The organism is bacterium, from assembly GCA_016786595.1.
GTDB lineage: Bacteria > Bdellovibrionota_C > UBA2361 > SZUA-149 > JAEUWB01 > JAEUWB01.
This window is the reverse complement of the sequence record JAEUWB010000045.1, coordinates 1-23786: the sequence shown is the minus strand read 5'-3', so window position 1 is coordinate 23786 and position 23786 is coordinate 1. Positions and strand designations below refer to the sequence as shown.

The 23786-nt window shown below is 43.6% G+C and carries 18 protein-coding genes; 11 read left to right on the top strand and 7 right to left on the bottom strand.

Annotated features, from left to right (window positions below):
* The 7 genes from JNK13_06700 to ruvX form a co-directional block, all read right to left on the bottom strand.
* Entirely contained in the window at positions 1–4341 is a 4341-nt protein-coding gene (locus JNK13_06700; GenBank protein MBL7662423.1) for a VWA domain-containing protein, read from the bottom strand.
* 28 nt (positions 4342–4369) lie between these two features.
* The gene (locus JNK13_06695) at positions 4370–5242 is read right to left on the bottom strand and encodes a DUF58 domain-containing protein (protein ID MBL7662422.1); all 873 of its coding nucleotides are present in this window, start codon (positions 5240–5242) and stop codon (positions 4370–4372) included.
* Positions 5242–6243, bottom strand: coding sequence for an AAA family ATPase (locus tag JNK13_06690; protein MBL7662421.1), 1002 nt, complete (start codon positions 6241–6243; stop codon positions 5242–5244). The genes JNK13_06695 and JNK13_06690 overlap by 1 nt, the downstream gene beginning before the upstream one ends.
* Positions 6244–6293: 50 nt before the next feature.
* The gene (locus JNK13_06685; GenBank protein ID MBL7662420.1) at positions 6294–8348 is read right to left on the bottom strand and encodes a hypothetical protein; all 2055 of its coding nucleotides are present in this window, start codon (positions 8346–8348) and stop codon (positions 6294–6296) included.
* Between the two features lie 48 nt (positions 8349–8396).
* The gene (locus JNK13_06680; GenBank protein MBL7662419.1) at positions 8397–9266 is read right to left on the bottom strand and encodes an HAD family phosphatase; all 870 of its coding nucleotides are present in this window, start codon (positions 9264–9266) and stop codon (positions 8397–8399) included.
* Entirely contained in the window at positions 9266–10552 is a 1287-nt protein-coding gene (gene mltG, locus JNK13_06675) for an endolytic transglycosylase MltG (GenBank protein MBL7662418.1), read from the bottom strand. Before mltG ends, JNK13_06680 begins: the two co-directional genes overlap by 1 nt.
* A gap of 91 nt (positions 10553–10643) precedes the next feature.
* Entirely contained in the window at positions 10644–11075 is a 432-nt protein-coding gene (gene ruvX, locus JNK13_06670) for a Holliday junction resolvase RuvX (protein MBL7662417.1), read from the bottom strand.
* 74 nt (positions 11076–11149) lie between these two features.
* Between ruvX and JNK13_06665 the strand changes: the two genes are divergently transcribed.
* The 11 genes from JNK13_06665 to JNK13_06615 form a co-directional block, all read left to right on the top strand.
* A complete protein-coding gene (locus tag JNK13_06665; GenBank protein MBL7662416.1) occupies positions 11150–12568 on the top strand; it encodes a peptidoglycan DD-metalloendopeptidase family protein in 1419 nt (472 codons plus the stop codon).
* Positions 12558–13058, top strand: coding sequence for a CinA family protein (locus JNK13_06660; protein ID MBL7662415.1), 501 nt, complete (start codon positions 12558–12560; stop codon positions 13056–13058). Before JNK13_06665 ends, JNK13_06660 begins: the two co-directional genes overlap by 11 nt.
* Positions 13059–14348 (top strand): 23S rRNA (uracil(1939)-C(5))-methyltransferase RlmD, encoded by a 1290-nt coding sequence (gene rlmD / locus JNK13_06655; protein MBL7662414.1) that lies wholly within the window; start codon positions 13059–13061, stop codon positions 14346–14348. It abuts the gene before it with no gap.
* Between the two features lies 1 nt (position 14349).
* Positions 14350–16203, top strand: a complete 1854-nt coding sequence (locus JNK13_06650; protein ID MBL7662413.1) for a hypothetical protein — start codon at positions 14350–14352, stop codon at positions 16201–16203.
* A 24-nt stretch (positions 16204–16227) separates the two neighbouring features.
* The gene (locus tag JNK13_06645; protein ID MBL7662412.1) at positions 16228–16725 is read left to right on the top strand and encodes a prolyl-tRNA synthetase associated domain-containing protein; all 498 of its coding nucleotides are present in this window, start codon (positions 16228–16230) and stop codon (positions 16723–16725) included.
* Complete coding sequence (locus tag JNK13_06640; GenBank protein ID MBL7662411.1) at positions 16718–17374, top strand: HAD family hydrolase; 657 nt, start codon at positions 16718–16720, stop codon at positions 17372–17374. Before JNK13_06645 ends, JNK13_06640 begins: the two co-directional genes overlap by 8 nt.
* Before the next feature lie 11 nt (positions 17375–17385).
* Positions 17386–20034: an alanine--tRNA ligase gene (gene alaS / locus JNK13_06635; GenBank protein MBL7662410.1), complete on the top strand. Its 2649-nt coding sequence runs from the start codon at positions 17386–17388 to the stop codon at positions 20032–20034.
* Positions 20031–21665 carry an HDIG domain-containing protein gene (locus JNK13_06630; GenBank protein ID MBL7662409.1) on the top strand — a complete coding sequence of 545 codons (1635 nt, stop codon included), beginning with the start codon at positions 20031–20033 and terminating at the stop codon, positions 21663–21665. Before alaS ends, JNK13_06630 begins: the two co-directional genes overlap by 4 nt.
* Entirely contained in the window at positions 21577–22017 is a 441-nt protein-coding gene (ybeY, locus tag JNK13_06625) for an rRNA maturation RNase YbeY (GenBank protein ID MBL7662408.1), read from the top strand. Before JNK13_06630 ends, ybeY begins: the two co-directional genes overlap by 89 nt.
* 11 nt (positions 22018–22028) lie before the next feature.
* A protein-coding gene (gene prfB, locus JNK13_06620) for a peptide chain release factor 2 (protein ID MBL7662407.1) occupies positions 22029–23151 on the top strand; the annotation gives its coding sequence in 2 pieces (ribosomal slippage) (positions 22029–22115 and positions 22117–23151; 1122 coding nt in all).
* 27 nt (positions 23152–23178) lie between these two features.
* A partial coding sequence (locus JNK13_06615; protein ID MBL7662406.1) for an MBL fold metallo-hydrolase occupies positions 23179–23786 on the top strand: 608 nt, incomplete at its 3' end.

Here is a 23786-nt window from a genome sequence, read left to right as displayed (position 1 = left end):
TTATTTTAGCGCTTTTTGCTGCGGGCTGAAAGTCTCGCGCCAAAATGCCTGGACTAAAATTAATAAGAAAGCAGCTAGAGCAAAGTATGGGTAAAGCGCTGACTTTGTTATAATTTGTTTTAAATTATCTTGTAAATCTTCTAGCTGCGGATTAATCTTGCCACCGCTTTTCCGGGCTAATTCTTGTAGCAACGCAGCGTTAATGCCGGCACCTTGTTTTTCCCCAAAAGCATCCGGTTGGACTGTCACAGCCAATGGCGGCAATTCAGTTTTTCCGTATTTAATGTTGAGCTTGTAGTCCCCGGCAACAACATTCTCGAGATTCCCCTGATAGCGACCAATGATTGTTTCACGCAGAGTGATCGTCTGCGATTTGCCCTGCGGGTCAGTGATCAAGATTTCAGGATTTTGCTTTTGGCTTACAAGAGCTTGATCGAAAAGTGTGAGATCGAACTGAAGATGGTCAGCTTGAATTGCCGTGCGTAAGTCGAATTTTGTATTACTATCTTTATTGGATTGAATAGGTTTGATTGCATCGAGCAGGTTTGACCAAAAGTTCACAAAGTCACGCCAGGGCACCCAGGGGCTACTCCAGCGCCCATGAGCATCAGAAGTATAGGCGATAACTTTTCCCTGACCGTAATTCCAAGAGGCAAGCAGTGGAAAACGCTCCTCGTCTTTACTGACTTGTAGTTCAAGCGTAGCTGAATCTTTTTGGCGGGTTTCAACAAAGCCCAGCAGTGGTGGGTAGTTTGGCCCAACTTTCAGCGAGACTGGATTTACATTAAATACAGGAAATTCTTGGTTTTCCTTGAGAGTTTTATCGCCGGTTGTGACTTTTATATCTTGCAAGAAAATCTCCGGAAGATTGCTTTGATTGAGCACATGGTAGAAGGCACCTTTCCCGGCACCAGCCATACCTTTAAGCACTTGCACATCAGCTTCAAACCCGAGTGCCACAGCGGAAAGTGTTATTCCTTCTGCATTAATTCGTCCGGCCTCTTGAATAAATTCTTGGTCAGTACCCGAAAGCTCGCCATCGGTAAGAACGATAATATGCTTACGCCCAGCCTTAGCCTCAAGCAGCATCCGTCGAGCCTGTGCTAAGGCGGGGCGTAGATTAGTTTGGCCGGCTGCAGTTAAATTTCTAAGTCGCCGCTCTGCACTGGGTTTAACCTCGGCGACAGTGTCCATGCGGATAATTAAAAATGGATTAGTGTCAAAACCAATTACCGAAATTAGATCATCATCCTTAAGCGCGTTAATTGAGACAAGTGCCGCCTCTTTCGCAGATAGGATTTTGTTTTCCTCTGCCATACTGCGTGATTTATCGAGAATCAGAACTACGGCGTTATTTAAGCGCTTTTTTGTAGTAGTCGGTGGTACAAACTTCACTGGGGAGATTTCATCCAGGGTTGAATTCTCATAACCGCCCAGTCCATACATTCTATCCCCTCCAACCAGTAACAAGCCACCGCCCGAAGCGACGTATTTTTTCAATTCTTCAAGAAAGCTCTGGCTAAGATCGGTTTTAGGAATATTATTTAGAATCACATTGGCATAGTCTGCGAGATTTGTCGGCGCCTGCTCCCCCTGTGAGGGAATACGACTTTCAATTAAGTATCCGCGCTCTAAATAAAGTCGCGGTAAAATACGTGCGTCGACTGCGCTGCCACTTAAAATTAAGACTTTCGATTTTTTCTTTACCGAGATCCAACGATAAGCTTCAGAGACTTTATTTGTAGCCACTTCTTGCGGCGTGAATTTTGCTTTAATTTTATGCAGTCCACCGGCTAATGTTTGGCTATCGATTTTCAAGGTCTTTTCACTCTGTGCTGTAATACTGACTAGACCCGAATGAAGCTTTTTATCGTCGAGATAAACTTCAAGGCGACCTTGCTGAGTTGTTTCGAAGGTATTCTGTAGACTGACTTGAATTTCTGCTGAATCTTCGGCTTCAGCAATTAACGGAGCTGAAAGGAATGAAATTTTTAACTCTGGATCAGTAAATGACTCTAGTGCAGGAAGGATTGGATAAACGTTAGACTTTCCATCAAATTTAAGCGACTTGATACTTCCCGAGGTCTCATAACCATCACTCAATAAGAGTATGGTGCGCTCGCTACGTGTTTGACTGAGCGCAGTTTCTAGATTTGTTCTCCCCGCATCGAGCTTTGCTCTGAGGAGATTGTCCTCCGGGAGATCTTGAATTTGATATTGCTTGTCGCTAGTTGTTCCAGCGAAAGGAATAACTTTGATTTTGAGATTATTCTGGCCAGCGCTTAATTGCTGGACTTTAGTGATTAATTCTTTCCTCGCCTTAGGGGTGACACTTTCGGAGACATCGTAGAGAGCGACTGCGCTTAATTCAGTGTCAATCTTTTCAGTCGATGGTTTAGTTAAACCCAGCACTAAAAAGCATAATGCAAGCACCCGTAGAATTTCTGATGCTGAGAAGCTGCGACTACGAATTCGAAAAATCGCTTCCAGGATCAGAATAAAAATAATAATCCAAGTTAGAGTGGGGTAGAGCTCAGTTTTTGCTAGCTCCGGGGTTTTATCTTCAGAACTACTTCTCGGCAGACTTAGGCGTGGGCGAATTGCGGTTTGCGACTCGTGACTGAAAAACGCATTGACATTGTAGCTTGAATTCTTGCGAGTGATTTCAGTTTGATTTTTCCCGGAAAGTTCAGTGACATGATATATTCCAGGAGTGTCGAAATTTAAAGTTTGATTGACTTGGCCCTCAATGGTTGTAGTTTTTCCACTGGGGTCTTTGATCACCCAAGTACTTGGTGGGCTGAGCGCAAGGCTTGAGCCAATTAATGTTGAGCCTTGACGATTTGCTAAATTTCCACTTTCCGCACTGCGTAGAAAATTAAAACAATTGAGACTGAGCACGCTTAAGACTGGATTTAAGGTGCCCTCAAATGGCAACAGTTCAATGCCGGAAATTAAAAAACGAATCCCCGCGCTCTCACCACTAAGGAGCACGGGACCTTGTTCGCTGCGGATTACGTTTTTTAACCACGCTGGGGTTTTAAAATACTGTGCTGCTGAGAGGTTCAGTAAATTTAGTTTTACATAAGCAGTAATCGGGCTGGTTTCATCCCAGTAACTAAGGGTATTACTAGAACTAGTGCCCAGCACCGGTGCAATTAAGTTGTCACGCGGTGGCAGGATATATAATCCAGGTATTTTGGGAGGACGTAGTGGTGCCAGTTTATGGAAAATTACAAACGCATAGCGTGTTAATGCTTCTGGAGTTAAATTTTCATATTCCTCGATTCCCAGGCGTTCAAACTTAATTTGCTTAATCCCCCCCAGCCCAGTTTGAAAGTTAGGATCTGCACCCACGTAAAGTGCAGTCGTGCTTGCAGTGTTTAGTACGGACCCCCAAGCGGTGTTATCGAGGGTAAGTGCATCTTCAAGTTGACCCGAATTGAGCTTAATTTGAAAACTAGATATTTCTTGAGCAAGCTCAAACTCGATTTGAGCGCTTGTCGAAATCGAAATCTCTCGACGCGTGATTAGCTGATTCCGCAGTGCTGCGTTGGCTATCAAATTAACTGGAATTAATTCGACACTGATTTTACTTGGAGTTAGGCTTGAAGCTTCTGAAGCATAGCGCTCAACTGTGACATTGAGCACACGCTTACTGTCAGCCTTAGTTTCAACTTGTAGGTCAGAAATTGCAAAATTTTGCTGGACTTTTCCAACTTGTAGCAGCTCAAAGCGACTTGTTATGCCGGGATAGGCTTCTTGATCGGTTGCGACAAAGGCGCTGTCGAATGTTTCATTACGATTAATCTCAGCAAGAGCAGGCTCGAGTGAATCTTCTGCAGCACTCAACTGTTGTCCATTTAAAATCGACTTTGCCTCAGTAGTTGAGACAAAATCAGTACCGAGGCTACGTAGTCGAGGACTAGTGAGGAAAATTTTAAATCGACTATTTCTCGGTGCTAAGTCAATTTTCTGAGTCAAACTTGTAATTGCTTGGCTGAAACGATTTTCAGCTTGCATACTTAAAGAGTTATCCAGCACCAGGACTAGGTCTTGCTTTGTTTCTGAAAAAAATGGCTGAAGCGCAAGTATGCCGAGCAAGATCAAGGCTAGTAATTCTAATAATGCCGTCCAAGGCGGGCGAATTCTTTTAGTGGGGCGCTTTCTCGGAGTAAGTTTTTTTAATAAGTAGGTACTGGAAACTACAATTTGCTTACGCAGGTCAGAATTTCGGTAGGCAAGTATTAGTAGTGGCGAAAGGAAAATTAAGCCCCAGCCCCAGCTCGCTGCGACACCGAGTGTCGATAAACTAAAATTTGAAATTAATCCGCCGAGCATTATTAATCCAAAAATATCTTTACAGAGATTACTTTAATAAACCCACACGGGGGAGTTCTTTCAGCACAATATCTTCCAAATTTGCAGAGCTTGAGACTAGTAAATGCCTTAACTCTTTTTGTGCAGTTAGTTTGGTGATTTCACTTAAATGTAAATTAAGCTCCTTGGCATATTCTGCGCTTGAGCTTGCATCGGGAAAAATTATGCTCAACTCCCCACTTTCACTATCAAGTAGCGGACCCTGGAGCTTGTCTGGCTGAAGCGTCATTTCACTAGGGGCAAGAATTTGAATCAGCGAAAGATCGAAATTGCGCCCAAGAATTAAGTCAATAGTTTGAGCAATTTCTTTGGGGTCAAAGAGTAGGTCAGAAATATAAAAGCACTTCCCCGGGGTGCGGATTTGAGAAAGCGCATGCGAAATAAACTTTACTTGTTGACCATTAAACTTTGGATCTAGGCCTGCAATTTCTTTTTTCAGTCGTGCAAAAGAGCGCAGACCGCGAAAGCGGGGAGTTGACTTGATTCCCGACAGGCAATAACTCACTGTGTCGCCACCTGCAAGGGCAACATAACTCAATGAGAGCGCCAGAAACTGTGCGGTTTCGAATTTCCTTTCCTGGTTGGGGTAGTTCATCGAAGCACTGCCATCAACGATGACTAAAACATTAATGTCTTGTTCTTCGCGAAACTCTTTAACAAAGAGTCTGTCACTGCGGGCATAAGCCCCCCAATCAATCGCACGAAAATCATCACCCGGAGTATAGGGGCGAAAATCCGCAAATTCTAAGCCAAAGCCGCGACGTGATGACTGGTGAATGCCTTGCCTGGTGCCTAAATAGAGTTTACGTGTATGAATTTTTAATTGTTCAAGACTGCGAAGAAAGTTTGTAGAAAATTCCATTAGGCGACACTTTTAAGAACTTCCTCGAGAATTTTATCTGCAGTAACCCCATCAGCATCAGCCTGATAGTTTAAGATTAAGCGATGTCTTAGTGCCGGCAATAAAGTTTTACTGATATCTTCGTAAGAAAGATTAATTCGCGAATCAAGCAGTGCTTGCACCTTTGCGGCAAGTAGCACTGCTTGTGCCCCACGCGGCCCAGGGCCAAAGCGCACATATTGGTTGACTAGATCGGGTGCACTTGGATTTCCTGGAGAAAGCGAGAACATCACCCCGACAAGAATATCTTCAAGGTGCGGGGCGACAACAACGCGACGCACGAGGTTACGCAGTGCAATAATTTCTTCTGCGCTTTTTTCTGGAGTAAAGAGCGTCTGGACTTCAGGAGTTTGTGCTCCAGTTGTGCGAGCTAAAATAGTTTTTAAAGCTTGAGCATTGGGTGGACTGACCAGCAGCTTTAATAAAAAGCGGTCAAGCTGGGCCTCCGGTAGCGGATATGTGCCTTCAAGTTCAATCGGATTCTGCGTAGCTAGGACAAAGTATGGCTGCGGCAGTTTGTAAGTTGTTCCGAGGACAGTGACTTGTTTTTCCTCCATTGCTTCAAGTAAAGCTGACTGGGTTTTTGGCCCAGCACGATTGACTTCGTCGGCCAGGATAACATTGGAGAAAATTGGACCTTGTTTAAATTGAAATTTGCGACGCCCAGACTCATCTTCAGTTAAAACCTGAGTGCCAGTAATATCTGAGGGCATGAGATCGGAAGTAAATTGAATGCGATTGAAAGAAAGCCCAAGCGATTTAGCAATTGATTTAACGAGTAATGTTTTACCCAACCCAGGAGCACCTTCAAGTAACACGTGCCCCCCAGCAAAAAGCGCGCTCAAGGCTAGGCGCACAATCTCATCCATGCCAACTAAAATAACACTTAGGTTAGTCTCAATTGCTTTAACTGTTGCTGAAAAATGTTTAATTTGCGAGTCGAGTTGTTGTGTTTCACTCATAATGTCTATATCTTTCCGCACTCAGTCTAAAACAAAACCTATCGCAGATGCTATAGGATATCTTTATATTCTAAAGGAATTGGTTGTTCTTCTTTGCCCCGGGAAATTTCTGGCTTTTGGAAGGCATCTGTGCCAAGTGCAGTTTTTGAGCGTTCAGCCTCCTTTGCAAGGCTACGTGTCTTTTCATCTGTCCCGTAAGGTAAAAGTTTTTCTTGTCCAGTCTGAGGAATTTCTACTTTGTCTTTTTGCTTAGATCCGGTGTCCAGTTGCCCAGCCTCTCCACCACCAAAAGGTCCAAGTTCAAGAGCTTCTTTATCAGGGAGTGCTGTTTGCTCACGTTGACTCTTCGATTGCTCGAGTGATTGATCGTCTCCCGGGCGCCCTGCTTGTTCACTTGTTTTTTTTGCTTCTGGCTTTGTCTGATCTTCTGTGTCCTTGGTTGCTGTGGGGTTTTTAGTCTCGCCGGGTTTACTTTCACCGGGTTTACTTTCGCCGGGTTTATTTTCGTCAGGCTTTTTATCACTGGATTCTTTTTCTTCGGCAGCTTTTTTTTCTGCCGAGTCTTCTCCAGCTTGTTTGTTTTGATTTTGTTGCTTGTCTTGACTCTGTTCTTTCTGGTCCTGTTTTTCTTGGCCCTGTTTCTCTTGCCCCTGCTTTTCTTGTTCCTTGCTTCCAAGACCTTGCTCTTGAGGACTTTTTTCTTGTTCTCCAGGCTTGTTTTGATCTTCTGCCTGGCCTTGCTTTTTCCCTTGATCTTTCTTCGGCTCTTTATTTTTTTTGTCCTCTTCGTTTTGTTTCGAATTAAGTTCCTCTTTAATGCTACTTAATTTTTCTTGTGCAGCACTAAACTCAGTTTGCTTGCTTTGACCTGGCTTGCTTTGATCTGATTTCCTGACACCTTCTTCCTTGCCACCTTGGGCATCTCCAGCTGAACCTTTCTGCGGAGCTTCTTTTGTTTGATTACTATTTTCTTTGTTTGCTTCTCCACTTCCCTTTTTATTGTCTTTAGCTTTTTGTGCTTCCTTCCCCTCTTTGCCACTTTCGGAAGGAGAATCCCCGTCCCCTTGGCCGCTTTGATCTTGTTTGTCGCTTGAAGCCTGCTTATCAGCTGGCGCTTCCTGCTCGGAATGATTTTCGGCTGATTTTTCTTGAGCTGATTCTTTGTCAGACTTTTGCTGATCTGCCTTCTGCTGCTCTTCTTTGTTACTTTGTGCTTGAGCAGTTTTTGAATTTTCCTGGGATTGTTTTTCTTCAGCTTGCTCTGCGCCAGACTGCTTTTCACTAGAGTGTTTTTCTTGATCTTCTTTTTCTTGTTTGCTTTGTTGCTCTGGAGTTGAATTTTCCTGACTTTGATCTTCTTTTTCTTTATTTTCCTTGAGGTCGATTTTTTCTTTTTTAGTTTGCTTTTCTAGAGTCGAGTTTTCTTCAGCTTGCTTTAAGTTTTCGATTTGCTTTTCAAGCTTGTCAAACTTAGCATTCAGTGTTTGCAAATTTTCTGAACCGGCTTCAATCTGATCGGCTAAATCTGTTAAGTTCTCCGCAATCGAAGGGGCTTTGGTTTCTAGGGTTTCTGCCAGTTCTTTTAACTCTTTTGCTAGATGCGCACGGCGCTCAAGAGTCAGCCCAAGCTGGGGCGGGGAAGGAAGTAGTAAAATTAGCCCAATTAAAATTGGGCTAAAAAGTGCTGATTGAAGCGGTTTCCTTCCTGGAGTGATTTTAATTTTAGTTTTGACTTGCTCAATCACGGCGCTCTTGCCGCTTAGTTCTTGCAATTCACGGTCTATATAGGCGAGCTCTTCTGTGTGCTGAGTTGATGTTAAGTCGCTAAGACTTTGAAAACGGTCTTTCGCCTGCAGTATTGTATCTAGTATTTTTGAGCCACTAGTTTGGCTTTTGTCGGAAAGCCCAATCCAGTGCTTCAGAAAATAGAAAATTACTGGGACCGCCAGTAGGCTACTAACGAGAGCACTTGTTGGGTCGATTTCCCAGAGCATGAAAACCAATAAAAGCAGGCAGAGTGGCGTTAAGAGCAGTAACCCACGCTCAATTACTAAGCGTAATTTAATGCGTCCTTGGGCCAGATTTAATAACTCTCGTGGGGTCACAACGTTGCTACCGTATAGCTATTATGCAGGTTTTTCTTATGACGATGGCTATACTATTTTATTGAAATTATTGCGTAAAATTGTTTTTACGGCATGGAAAATCCCATCATTATCAACGCTTTTTGTCACCATCCAAGCATGTTGTTTGAGTTCTTCCTGTGCGTTTCCTAGTGCAATGCCGAATCCTGCTCGCGAGATGAATTCTAAATCCTGTAGGCCATCGCCAAAAGCGATAACTTCCTCGGGTCGAAGATTGGTCTGTCCGAGGATAAAATCGAATACTGCTGAGCGGTTAGCCTTGCGGCTAGTGATGTTGAGGAATGTTACTCCTTGATGCAAAGAGCCTGGAGTAATGCCTACGGAAAAATTGCTTAACTGCTGGCTGTAATGAAGAAGTCGCTCTCGCTCCTCGCTATTGCAGGCGATTGATAAAGCTTTAATTAATTTTAAATTTGTTGTGTCTAACTGCTGGAGTATTTTTTCAAGTTGTATCGACTGTGGCCGAGGAAGACCATACTGTTGATGCATTTTGGAGTAATCATTTTCGCAATCTGTGAAGTAATTAGTTGTTGAATAAAGCTCAAAGTATAAATTCTGCTTTCTCGCAAGTTCTAGCAGTTCTAGAGCTTCTGTTGATTCCAAATACTTTGCTTGCAACTCCTGATTAGTGACAGGATCGATCACTAACGCTCCTGAAAAAAAGGATGAAGGAGCTGTAATTTTTAACTCAGAAATAATTTCTTTTGCTGAAAATGCAGGGCGCCCTGAAGCTAGGCCTAGTTGCACTCCGCTTTCACGTAAGAGCTTAAGCGCGAATTTTGTTGAAGCAGGAATATGCCCCCTGCTATCAACTAATGTTCCGTCGATATCAAAAACTGCGAGTCTGGGGGTCAGCTGGTCTTTGCTAGAGTGACCCATTATTGTGCACGTAATACGTCTTCGATACTTGGCCCCTGGGCGGGAGCTGGAGGAAGATTTCCTGCAGGACCAGGGGACTTTTTAATCGGGTCAATTTGACTCAAAGCGGGCTTCTTGCTTGGCGCTGTGATAATTGGGGCAATGGGTTTCTTGGTAGGAGCTTCTTGTAAAACTACCTCGGGCTTTTTCTCGGGCTCCTTTTTTTCTTTTTCTTGTTCCTGTTCGACTGGAGTTGGAGAATTATCACCTCGCAAAATCCGTAAGTATTCTTGTACTGCCTTGTTATGCTCCTTAAGTGTTGCAGAGAACTTATGCCCACCTGAGCCGTCGGCAACAAAATATAAATACTCTGTGTCCTCGGGGTAAAGTGCCGCTTTAATCGATTCTAAGCCAGGGTTACAAATTGGAGTTGGAGGAAGGCCTGTATTTAAATAGGTGTTGTATGGTCCGGGAGTTTGCAGATCGGCTTTAGTTAAATTGCCATTAAAATTTGGCAGACCATAGATAACTGTGGGGTCAGCCTGCAGCGGCATACCGATGCGTAGTCGATTGTGGAAAACTGACGAGATTTTTGGCTTCTCTTGTTGGTTGCCCGCTTCTTTTTCAATGATTGAAGCAAGGGTCAGAATTTGGTGATAGATTAATCCTAGATCAATCCAGCGCGAGGCCATCTCATTGGTGATTTTTCCTTTCCCGGTTTCGATTGCCTTGGTGATAATTTCCTCAGCAGTAGTTGGGCGTGTAAAACGATAAGTGTCGGGAAAAATATAGCCTTCAAAGGAATTTGAGGTAATTCCATACTTGAGCATGAGCTTGTTGTTGTAAATTGCATTCTTTGCTTGATCTTTTGAGACTAGAGTTGTGCGCTCGAGGAGCTCAGGTAGATCTTTAATAGTTGCGCCTTCGGGAATAGTTACCCCATAGTACACAACATCACCTTCGATGAATTTTTCCAGAATTTCAAGTGGCGTCATGCTTGGTGAGATACGATATTCACCGGCTTGAATTTTTTGTTGTTGACCGTGCATGCGATATATCAAAGGAAAAGTCCAAGTCTTTTTGACCAAGCCCTGTTGCACAAGTTCTTGACCGACTTTCTTGACGCTACTGCCGCGTTCAACAATGAAAGAAAAAATTTCTTGAGATTTTGGATTTGCTGGCTCGTATAGTGTTGCCCGCATAAAAGCAGCAGTAAGTAAAATGCTCAAAATAAAAGGAATCAGATAGATGCTCAGTCTGCCAACTAAGAAAAAGAAGCGGTAAATATTAAATTTCTGTGCTGTCATAATAAATACGTAGTGCCTGAACATCAGTTACGCGAAATAGACTAACTCTAAATGGTGTGTCTGAAGCGCAACAGCTATATTTTCACTTATCCTACTGTTTAAGATAACTTTCAAGCAGTAAACAGGCGCTGATTTCATCTAAACGCTTACGCCGGTCTTCATTTTTCAGTCCAGCACCAAGAATATATTCCTCGGCTGCAACCGTAGTCAGTCGTTCATCGAAAAGTTGAACTACAAGGTTTATCTGGTTTTGAGCAAGAAAAGTTTCTAACTCAGCTGTAAATTTTTTTACCTTTTTAGTTTGTAAACTTTCGGACCCATCGAGTAATAAAGGTAATCCAATCAGTAACTTAGAAATTTTTTCTACTTGGATCAGTTTTTTTAGTTTGGTGTAAGAATCCCTACGGTTTATAGTGCCCAGCGGGCGCACTGTCAGGCCTAACGCATCCGAACAGGCAAGTCCAATACGCTTATCCCCGACGTCAAGTGCAAGGATTTTACCAATATTTTTTTTATTTTCCACCTGAGACACGCTTCATTAATAGCGTAATTTTATGATAAAGACACCACCTTATGCCGTACTCGCCAGGAAATGCTGTGCCTAAAGAAAATGCGATCACTTCTGAAGTGCAATCGATAGTGGGATCTAGATCGAATGCTCTCAAACAGAGCTTAGCTGTAAAAGGTGAGCTCAAAGAACCTAATCACTTGCTGCGACTTGCGGGGGTGCTTTCAATTTTGTTGCTTTGCATTGCATCCATAGTTTATTTTTTTCAAGCGCAAGAGCCGCAATCTCTTGCGGCAATTCAACCGGATTCGACAATCTTATTTACTGATCAGTATTTAACTCCAGAGCTTGAACCCCTAGACAGTTCACTACTTATTACTTCAGTCTTAAAAGACGGGTCGTTGGAAAAAGTTTTTGAGGAATTAGGATTAAATCTTGAGGATGCACAAAGTGCAGAGCGCAGTTGGCAAGGTTTCAGTAAAAAATATCCCGAATTTTTTACTGAGACAAAACGCAGCGAAGTGCGCATCAAAATTGCGCAAAATTCAACTCTAGTTGGCGCTTTTTCAATTCCCGTCGCTGAAGATAAATTAGTCGTATTTTCTCGCGAAAAAAATGGCAAGTTTAAGCATACATTTCGTTCAGCTGAACCGCGCTTTAACGAGCGTGTGCTGATTGGAACAATTAGTCGTGAGTTTCCTTCATTTGCAGGTGCAGCAAAAAATGCCGGTGTTTCTTATGATGTGGTTGACGATTTAGTCGATCTTTTTAGTGACCGCATTAACTTTAGAAAAGACTTCCAAGTCGGAGATCGTTTTGCTGTGATTTATCAAGCACGCCTGAATCAAGATGGTGAAGAAGAACAAGTTGGTGCAATACTTGCAGCGGCCTTTAAAGTTAAAAACAAGCGACGTGTCGCCATCCGCTATGTTGGTAAGGACAATCGCGCACGCTATTTTGACGAGTCAGGTAGTGGCCTTGATAATGGTTTTTTACGCTATCCCTTGAAATTTACGCGCATCTCCAGTGAATTTTCAACCGCACGATTCCACCCTGTTTTGCAGCGCTTGCGCCCTCATAACGGTATCGACTTTGCAGCTCCAACTGGCACCCCTGTGCGTGCTGTCGCTAGTGGAGTTGTTGACTTTGCTGCATACAAAGGGGCAAGTGGAAATATGGTCTTAATCCGACACAATGACAGATACACAACAGGCTATTTACACTTGTCGAAAATTTCTCCTGGCCTAAAAAAAGGAGATAAGGTTTCACGTGGTGAAGTCATTGGTGCAGTTGGCATGACTGGATTAGCAACTGGCCCACATTTACATTTTAGTTTCCTCGATAACGGGAAATATGTAAACCCAATGAGCATGGACTTGCCATTAATGGATACTACTGATGCAGCGCAGCGTATTCATGACGCTTATCGCGACGCAGTGATTAAAACATTAGAGCATTATTTACAAACCCACGTTGCATTGAAACTGGGGCAGCCTAATGTCAGTTAGTCTGGAATTGCTCAAGTCTGTGGTACAAGGCTTAGCAGATAAGAAGTTTACAGTTGCAACTGCTGAATCGTGCACGGGAGGACTTGTCGCAAAACTACTGACTGACTTTTCCGGCGCATCGACAATTTTTCTTGGTAGCGTTGTCGCTTATAGTAATCATGCTAAGAGCAAATTGCTAGGTGTTGCGCCAGACTTACTCAGCGCTCATGGAGCGGTGAGTGAAGCAGTGGCAGCTGCGATGGCACAAAATGTGCGTCAAATTCTTGGAGCAGATTTCGGACTTTCAATTACTGGGATTGCAGGACCAACGGGTGGCACTGCGAATAAGCCTATCGGCACTGTATGTTTTGGCTTAGCTTCGCAACACTGTCTTGAAACTTTTAGCTTGCTTCAGCCACTTGAGCGCAGGGCCTTTAGGGATTTTTGTGCCGAGAAATCATTGCAATTACTCAAGCAGAGCCTGGACAATTTACCGCGGAGCATCCTCTAAGTGACAAGCGAAATAACTGCTGAGATTGAAAATTTAGCCGTCGGTGGAGCTTTCATTGGTAAAGTAACAAGTCAGCCTGAGCAGGGCATGAAGGTTTTTATTCCTTACGTTGCACCTGGAGAGAAGGTTCATGCACGCATAACCAAGCGTTGCGAAAGTTATCTAGAAGCGCAAGTGATTGAAATTGATCAGCCTTCGCCACAACGTATTAGTCCAGTCTGTCCGTACTATCAGCAGTGCGGAGGCTGTGAACTTCAACATGGTTCATATCAAGCACAGTTGGTATGGAAGTATGAGATGATTAAGTCTGCTTTGAAAGCTCGCGGGGCAGAAAATCTGTCGAGTTTGCTTGCGCCAATTGTAGCAAGTCCGCCATACGGCTACCGCCGACGCGTGACTCTGCATTTATCAAAGGAAGGCCAGCTTGGGTTTTATCAACCAAATTCTCGAACAGTGGTGACCGTGCAAAGTTGCGCTGTAGCAACCCTTGATATTAACCGCCTGTTGCCGAAGCTGCAAAATATTTTGTCGTCTTATGCTGGAGCCATTATTCGCGTTGCGCTAGAGCAAGGAATTGAAGGTGTGCATGTTATATTTTATCTCGCTAAGCGGATTGCGCGTGAAGAAGTTGAGAAGTTGCTTTCACATGTAAAGGCAGATGTTACAGGGGCAACAGTGCTGGAAGGGGAAACGGTAGTTGCGCAAACCGGTAGTAGTGTTGTGCGTCTTGAGATTCCTACCGCAGGAGATAAAATTGTGGAACTCCCGCCCGGTGCTTTTTCTCAAGTCAATTGGGAAATTAATTCTGCGTTGGTAAGTGCGGTTTTACAACGCATTCAAGCCGACTCAACCAATCAAATTATTGATTTATACTCAGGTGCAGGCAATTTTTCTTTACCACTTGCCTTGCAGGGCCATGCTGTAATTGCAGTTGAAGTAGAAAAGCGACTTGTTGATTTAGGAATTGATAATGTAATTCGTTTTAAGCTTGGTAAGCAACTGAAGTTTATTCAATCTACAGTCGAAAAATTTGTTAAAGACGAGCTCAAGTTTCATTTTGGCGCAACAGTGATTGCCGATCCACCGCGAAGTGGGCTGGGTAAAGTTGCGATGAACATGTCTGCTGCTGGTAAAATTTTATTGATCTCATGCCATCTGCCAAGTTTTATTCGAGATGTAGTTTTTATGTCGCAACACGGCTGGAAAGTTAAGGAAATAATTCCTTTTGATATGTTTGCTCAGACGGCATATGTTGAAATTTTGACTGTGCTTGAACGCGAAAGGAGATAAAGTGAATCTGCGTTTTGATCGCTGGCTGGCACTGCGTGCAATAGTTTTTGCATTAATCGTTAATTGGGGAAGCATTAATCTGGTGATTAATGGACATCTCAATTCTCGCCTCTTAATCAGCGATGCCGATGAAACAGTCTACTTGAAGCGTGCTTATGATATCTCTCAAGGGCGTAGTCCGGATTCGATTTTTTACGAATATGATCGATTTCCTGGGATTGGTGAAATTATTGCCAATGAGCCGCATGCACTAATAGATTTGCTTGGGGCGCTTGGACTTAAACTAGGGATTACGCCAATAATCTTTGGATTTTTTCTAGATTTATTTTGTGCCGCACTTTCATTTTATATTTTTGTTTTAATTTTTCGCTTACTTGCAAGGGACTTAATCTCGGCAGAAATAGGGGCCTTTTTCAGCTTAGTTTTGCCGTGGAAGCTCTCGATTGATCAGTATTTAAATTTTCACTTACAGAAAATATTCCCACATCTGATTAATGCTCCCGTAGGATACACAGCGTGTTTGCCAATTCTGCGGGGGTTCTATACCCAATTAAGTTATCCAGTTTACGGACTTGCCATTTATTTTGCACTTAAAACCTGCCTTGATTTAGTAGATCGCAAGTCAAATCTCATTTTTGCTGCGATTGCGACTGGACTACTAATCTATCTATATTTTTTTAGTTGGTTAGCAGTGTCGCTTGTCTGTTTTTCGATGATTTGTATCACTTTATGTCGTGACTGGCGTGCCGGCATAACTTCTTTGCAAAATGTAACTCGATTGCTTGGAACATTTATTTTTGCGCATCTTTGTACTGCTAGTTTTGGACTCTATGTATTACTTGCAGGACACGGCGCTCGTCGTGATTGGAAGTTCATCGAGTTAAAGCAGTATTGGTATTTTTCATCTGAAGTTATGATTTGTGCGTTGCTAGCAATCTTCCTAGCATTTGTCTTTCGACGTCAGCGGCTGTTAACTACTACATTTATGCTGTTTGTGACGATCTATGTCTCGCAACTACTGTTGATGAATACGCAGCCACTATTGGGCAAAGTGTTATCACCATTTCGCTTTGTCCAGCTATACTTGCAACCACTAAATTCAGGATTGATTGCTAGTTTAGTTTGCTCGCTCTTATTCTCACGAATTCGATTTAGTAATTACTTAGTGGGGATTTATTTGTTCTTTGCGTTTTCTGCTGGGAATTATGCCTTGAGTCGTGAAATGTTAGATTCGGCAATCGCAGATTCTCAGTTTGAAGAACTGATTAGTGAACTTAATGCCAATTACAAACGCAGCGATGTTTTTGCCGTATTAAGTTTTTCTAAACCCTATACGGATCGTGTCCCTAAATATTTCAGCTGGGATGAGTTACCAAATCAATTGCATTTGTTTACCGGAGCACACAGCTTACACCAGCTTTGGATTGTTTCTAGTAATATGACTGGCGCAGATCTGATTCGCCGGGAACTATTAGCGGGCTGGATCTTCTCTGGTAAGCCGCAGCTTTTTTGGCCTTGTATTAGCAGAAAATATATTCCACTTCCGGGCGATATTTTTTCTGTAACTTGGACGATCCATAAATTCTACCGCAGTCAAATCTGTCTTGAAGGTTATACGGATGTGATGCGGCCTGATTTATGTTCACTGCTCAAAGCATATAAGCTAGATTATCTTGTTTGGGATCGAACAAAAGATGAGTTAGTGCCCACTGCACGACAGCATTTGCAAAAAATATCAAGACTTGTCTGGACAAGCTCAAAACAGCAATTTGAAGTTTATCAATTTAACCAGGCCCAGCAACTCGAACTAGCTTGCCAGTCAAGTAGCCCAGCAAGTCCGAGTATTGCACAATAAGTTACAATCAAACACAAGAAGAGTATGATTTATGAATTTCTTGAAACTCACCAAATCCCCTACCTCAGGGTAGATCATCCAGCTGTCTATACTTGTGAAGAAGCCCGACAGCACGTTCCACGACTTCCTGGAGCAGAAACTAAAAATCTTTTTCTCTGTGACGATAAAGGAAAGAAGCATTTTCTTGTCGCCGTTGGCTATGAGAAAAGTGTTGACCTCAAATTACTAGCTGGGACTTTAGCCTGTACGGGGCTCAGGCTTGCTTCACCTGCCCGACTCATGAAATATTTAAAGCTTGAGCCTGGGTCTGTGACCTTACTTGGTGTTTTGCATGATGCAAATTTTGACGTGCAAGTGATTATCGACGCTGATTTGTGGAAAAATGATGCCTTACTGTGTCATCCACTTGTCAATACCAGCACATTAGTATTAGCTCGAGCTGATTTGCTTAAATTTTTTCGATTGACTGGGCATAGTCCACAAATAATAACTATTCCAACCCGTGTGCAATTTCATGATTAAGCTGGTGATTTTCGATCTTGATGGAACGCTAATTGAGTTTCACCACGACTTTTTATTGAGCGAGTCGGAGCGCATCTTTCAGCAATTAGCCATGCCGCATATTACCCGTGAGATCCTGCAACACGGCTTTGAGCGTTTTAACTTTTTTCATTTTATTGAAGAGCAGGAGCGCATTGAATTCGAGAAAAAATTTTGGGAGCACTTTGACTTTTCGAAAGTGCCAAGACCAAAAGTCTTACCAGGAGCCGAGCAGATTTTAAGCCATATCGCAGACCGGCAAATTCCGCAGGTAATTGTTACAGCGCGCACTGCCCCAGAAGAGCATGTGCTTGAGACCCTCCAACATACCTGCATCCCCAAATATATTGAGCGCATCGTAACCCGAGTTGAAGACGACTTGCATTGGTCCGATAAGCGCCAGATGCTTAGAGAAATTTGTGCAGAGTATCAAACTGAGGCCGAGGCTGTGCTTTTAATTGGGGATACTCCAGCTGATATTAAGAGTGCTGAAGAAATTGGAATTACTCATAGAATTGCAGTTTTAACGGGGGGTATTTTACCCGAGATTTTAGTGGCGGCTAACCCAACAATCGTTGTTAATCACCTCGAAGAGTTTTACGAGCTTCACCTTGATAAGTTTTTCCGTTAGGATAAAGCTCTATGAAAGTATCTGAAATTAGACAATCATTTTTAGAGTTTTACGCCAATGCCAATCACACGATTGTTGCAAGTTCAACACTCGTTCCGGCGGGTGACCCGACGCTACTCTTTACAAATGCCGGAATGGTTCAATTTAAAGATTGCTTTCTGGGAACCGATCCTCGCTCATATGTTCGTGCTACGACCTGTCAGAAGTGCTTACGTATTTCTGGCAAACACAACGATCTTGAAAACGTTGGACGTACTCCGCGACATCATACCTTTTTTGAAATGCTCGGTAATTTTTCTTTTGGCGACTATTTCAAAAAGGATGCAATCATCTTTGCTTGGAAATTTCTAACAGAAACTCTTAAGCTTGATAAAGAAAGACTTTGGATTACCATTTATGAATCTGATGATGAGGCAGGAAAGCTTTGGAGTGAATCAACAGATGTTTTACCTGGGCGTATTTTAAAATACGGCAAGGAAGATAATTTCTGGGCCATGGGTGAGACTGGCCCATGTGGACCGTGTTCAGAGATTCACTATTACCTTGGCACTGATTTAAAAACGCAGAGTGAAGATGATTTTCGTAAAGCCGATGGCCGCTACATCGAAATTTGGAATCTAGTTTTCATGCAATATAATCGTAGCGCCAATGGGGAGCTAGTAGCTTTACCTAAGCCTGCAGTCGACACAGGCATGGGACTTGAGCGTATTGCTGCGGTGAAACAAGGTGTGCGTTCAAACTATGATACCGATGAATTTCGCCGCTTGATTTCCTGCACAGAGGCACTTTGCGGCAAGCATTACGATGGTAAAAATTATGAACGTGCGCATAATTCGCATTACGATATCGATTGCGCTTTTCGTGTGATTGCCGATCATGCACGAGCGATTGCCTTTTTAATCGCTGACGGAGTGCGCCCTGGGGCCGATGGGCGCGGTTATGTTTTACGACGTTTAGTGCGCCGTGCCTGCCGACATGGTCGTATTCTTGGATTTAAAGAATCGTTTCTATTTAAAGTTACAACTGAAGTGGTTGCAACCTATGGTGGAGTTTATCCGGAGTTGCAGGCGGCGCAAACTCAAATCGACAGATTAGTTAAGGCTGAAGAAGAAAAATTCTCAATCACATTAGACCAAGGATTGGTTTTACTCGATCAAGCAATTCAAGACACTAAACAAGCTGGGGCAAAAGTTGTCACAGGTAAAACTGCCTTTCAATTGCATGATACTTACGGCTTCCCACTGGACTTAACCGAAGACATTTTACGTAACCATGGATTGACGGTTGATGGGGTAGAATTTAGCCGTGAAATGGAAGTGCAGCGTGAACGATCGCGTGCCGCGCGTGCTTCGGAGACGCAGTTAGTGATTCAGCGCTCAGTTAAAGAGTTGCCGACAAAATTTGTTGGCTATGAATTTTTGGAATATGAATCTGAAATTTCTGGTTTGTTTGATGTTAACGGCGAAGTTAAAAATGCAAAACCAGGAAGCGAGGTTGTAATTGTTACGCGCGAAACGCCATTTTACGCTGAAAGTGGCGGGCAAGTTGGAGATACGGGGTTTTTAAGCACTGATGGCGGGGCAGCCTTAGATGTAATTGATACTCAGAAAACCGCTGCAGGCACAATTGTGCATATTTGTCGCGTGGTTGAAGGTGAAGTCCAAGCTGGCGAAAAAACCCATCTCACAGTTGACGGGGAGAGGCGCCGTTCAATTGCAATTCACCATTCTTCCACGCACCTCTTGCATCTTGCTTTACGCGATGTTTTAGGAGTGCATGCCACTCAAGCTGGTTCACGCGTCTCTGAGCAAGCACTCCGGTTTGATTTTAGACATGACCAACCGCTGCGTGAAGCGGAGTTATTGGAAATTGAAAATTTAGTGAATCACTGGATGCGAGAGAACTATGCAGTCACGACTGAAGTGCTTTCACTCGAACAAGCTAAGAAGAGCGGAGCAATGGCTCTTTTTGGTGAAAAATATGGAGAGCAGGTGCGTGTTGTGCAGATTGGTCCACGTTCGCGAGAGCTTTGTGGGGGAACTCATGCCAAGGCTTCTGGCTTCCTTGGTAGTTTTTATTTACTAAACGAAAACAGTATCTCGGCCGGCGTGCGTAGAATCGAAGCTGTGGCTGCAGAAGAAGCCTATAAGCATAGCAAACGTAAGCAGAATTTAATTCGTAATCTAGAGTTGGCGCTCAAATCACCGGAAAAAGAACTAGAAGATAGAATTCGCAAACTTTCTGCTCGCTTGCGGGATCTTGAACGTGACGCAGAGCGACAAGGTCAGCGTTCTCGCAGTGAGCTTGGAGATAAGCTTGCCGATAGAGCTCAAAACTCGCCGCATGGCGGAAAGTATATTATTTCTAAGGTTGAGGCGATTGGAGGCAAGGAGCTGCGTGAGCTTTCAGATAAGCTACGTACGAAAATCCAGAGTGGCTGCGTGGTCTTAGGCTCAGTTGTGGATGGGCAAGTGCTCTTACTTACGGCTGTAACTGATGATTTGACGGATCGTCTACATGCTGGGAAACTAACTGAGGAGTTAGTGAAGATTGTTGGTGGACGTGGTGGAGGGCGAGCCGACCTAGCTCAGGCCGGTGGTGGCAGCCCCGAAAAACTTGATTCGGCATTGAAGCGTGCCGAGGAAATATTAGGCAGATGAGCGAAACTAATACTACGCCGCTGATAAATGTAGAAGCGATTTCTAAAGCTGCGCTTGTGGTGGTGACTTCAGTAATTGTCACACTGATCACTATCGTGATTCAGTCCACGCTTGAAATTCGTGCGCTTCCCGAGCCGCTAGCGATTGTTTTAATTACTTATACTTTTCTGGTCACAATTATTTTTGGAGTGACCTATTTATTTTGCAAAAGTGTTTGGTCTAGCTTTAATCCAACCTTGCGCGATCTTGCGCTTTTATACGGAGTCTTAATTTTTAGTATTACAGTGCTTGAGGCGCATGTTGTTTTAGGGCGTGCGCTAAGTTCAACATTTAAGGCCCTCAGTCCTGAGGACTTAGTTTATGCCGCGCCGCTTGCTGTCGGGGGCATTCTTTTGCAGGTAACTTTAAGTACGCCTAGTGTCGTATTTTTTGTGATTTGCTTTACTTTAATTTCAGGCTTGTTCTTTCCGGGCACCTGGATTCTCCCCCTCATTATTTGTCTTGGTAATTTTACTGCAATTTTAAACATTAAGCGTTGGTCAAGACGTGCCGCTTTCTTGCGTGCGGGGCTTCAAGTTGCAGCCATCAACTTAGTACTAGTTTTTTCAGCGTTAATGATTGACGGGGATCTAAATGCTGCAGACGCGCCGCTAAGATTAGCTTTTGCTCTACTTGGTGGACTGGTTTCGGGAATGTTTGGAGCAATGCTTACACCTGTTGCAGAATATTTCGGTTCATATCTTACAGATATTAAATTGCTGGAACTTTCTTCACTCGATCATCCCCTACTGCGGGAACTTTCAGTTGGCGCTCCAGGAACATGGAATCACTCGATCGTGATGGGGCAGATGAGCGAAGCCGGTTCTGAGGCAATTGGTGCCAATAGTTTACTTGCGCGAGTTGGTGCTTATTATCACGATATTGGGAAAACCAAGAAGCCTGAGTATTTTGTAGAAAACCAAGCCGACGATGAGAATCGACACGATAAGCTTACGCCGTCGATGTCAGCTTTGATTATCAAAGCGCACGTTAAAGATGGAGTTGAAATGGCTAAGGAACATAAACTTCCTCAAGCTGTAATTGATTTTATTCCGCAACATCATGGCACATCGATCATAAAGTACTTTTATGACAAGGCGGTCAAAGATGCTGCTAATGATGAAGAAGTGGAGGAACAGCATTTCCGCTACCCTGGCCCGAAGCCACAAACTAAGGAAGCTGGAATCTTGATGCTTGCTGATTCAATTGAAGCTTCCGTGCGCACACTTAGTGACCCCACACCGGCGCGTATTCAAGGTGTGGTGCAGAAAATGATCAATAATATTTTTTCTAGTGGACAGTTAGACGAGTGTGACTTGACGTTGCAGGACTTACATCAAATTGCCAAAAGTTTTACACGAGTTTTGACTGGCATCCATCACAAGCGCATTGAGTATTCAGAACCTGTTGAAAAGCGAAATAAGGACCGCGATGAGCAGCAAGAAAGTTCGCAAGTTGACCACAGCAAGACAAATGAAGGTGAAGTCAAAGACGCTCGTGGAGGTGCAGCTACAGGGGAACGTCAAGGCACCGCTAACAAAAGCGAGGATTCAAAAGATCGCAAAGAAACTCTTAAGCGACTTGGGATCTGAAGGTTTAGAGCTTAGTATTCTTTTAACTACGGACAAGGTGATCGAACAGCTTAACGCGGAATATCGTGGTAAGCATCGCCCGACAGATGTGCTCTCATTCTCTTTGCGTGAAGGCCGTGGGGCTAAGCTTGCTGGAAATTGCCTTGGAGATGTCGTGATTTCACTACAAACCACTAAGCGCCAAGCTAAAGCTTATGCAGTTACATACGAGGAAGAATTTATACGCTTACTGGTGCATGGGGTTTTGCATTTGCACGGTTACGACCATGTGGGAGTTAGTAAAAGTAAGGCCCAGCAGATGCGTCGCAAGGAAAAAAAGCTCTTTGACGAACTAGTTACTGATTTGCTTTAAGGTTATCTACTATGGCTCAATCAATTATTACCGACTCGGAACTACGCAATGTAATCGACTCTCTACGTACAAGGCTTGAAGCCTTGAGGGGGTATCTTTGACCTGGCAAGTAAACAAAAACGCCTTGATCTCATTCAAACTGAAAGTGCGAATCCAGATTTCTGGTCAAATCCAGAAGCTGCGCAAAAAATTCTAAAAGAAAAATCTGCGCTTAGTACTATTATCGATAAATTTAAAGTACTCGAAAGTAAAATTTCAGATTGTAGCACCTTACTCGAACTCTATAGCGAGAGTTCAGATGCGGCTTTGCTGGAAGAAGCAAATCAGGAAATTACTAATGCCGAAAGCAAGCTCCGTGCGCTGGAACTTGAGCAGATGCTTTCTGGAGAACATGACACGCATAATGCTATTCTTGAAATTAATTCAGGAGCAGGCGGCACCGAAGCCCAAGACTGGGGCGAAATGTTGCTACGCATGTATTTACGTTGGGCTGAGCGTCAGGGTTTTGCCACAGAAGTTTTAGATCTCCACCCGGGTGAAGAAGCAGGAATCAAAAGTGCGACAGTTTTTATTGAAGGTGCTTCCGCGTTTGGCTACCTGCGTTCAGAACGCGGGGTGCATCGGCTTGTTAGAATTTCTCCCTTCGATTCTAACGCGAGAAGACATACTTCTTTTGCCTCTGTTGCAGTTTTACCTGACGTTGAAGAAGACGTAGAGATTGAAATTCGTGATGAAGACTTACGAATCGATACTTATCGATCTGGCGGTGCGGGTGGTCAGCATGTAAATAAGACCGATTCCGCAGTGCGCCTGACGCATCTACCAACTGGGATTGTAGTTGCTTGTCAGAATGAAAGGTCGCAACATAAGAATAAGGCCCGCGCAATGAAACTTTTAAAAGCCAAACTCTTTGATCTTGAGACAGAAAAGCAAAAGCAAGCGCTGGAAAAAATTGCCGGCGAAAGAAAAAAAATCGATTTTGGCAGTCAAATCAGAAACTATGTGATGCAACCATATCAGCTTGTCAAAGATTTACGGACGAACACGGAGACAGGAAATGTGCAAGCCGTACTTGATGGCGATCTGAATCAATTTATCGAAGCTTACTTACTCTCTGCTGCAGGGGCAGATTAATCATAGCGGGTAAATTTAAAGGAACATATGTCAGCGATTAGAATTACATTTTTAGGTGCCGCAGGAACTGTCACGGGTTCTAAGTATCTTATCGAATATGAGAAGAAAAAGCTCTTAGTCGATTGTGGATTATTCCAGGGGCATAAGGATTTACGTCTTAGAAATTGGCGCAAACTCCCAGTCACGCCGAGTGAAATTGATGCCGTGATCTTAACCCACGCGCATATCGACCATACGGGATACTTGCCGCGGCTCGTTAAGGATGGTTTTAAGGGGCCAATTTACGGCACTCCGGCAACGATTGAATTCACCAAAATTCTTTTACTCGATAGCGCTCACCTGCAAGAAGAAGATGCCGCATATTTTAACAAACTTGGCACTTCAAAACATAAACCTGCACTACCACTTTACGACGAGCAAGATGCGCAAAAAGTATTACCCTTACTCAAGGCTTACCCGCCAATTGAAAATTTCCAAGTTCTTCCTGGCTGGAATCTACGCCAAGTTGTTGCTGGTCATATTCTCGGTGCAATGTCTTTATTGCTTGAAGTCGGTGGACGCTTACTGACTTTTTCTGGCGACATCGGACGCTATGGAGTGCCAATTTTGCAAGATCCAGGGGCTGTGGAAATTGG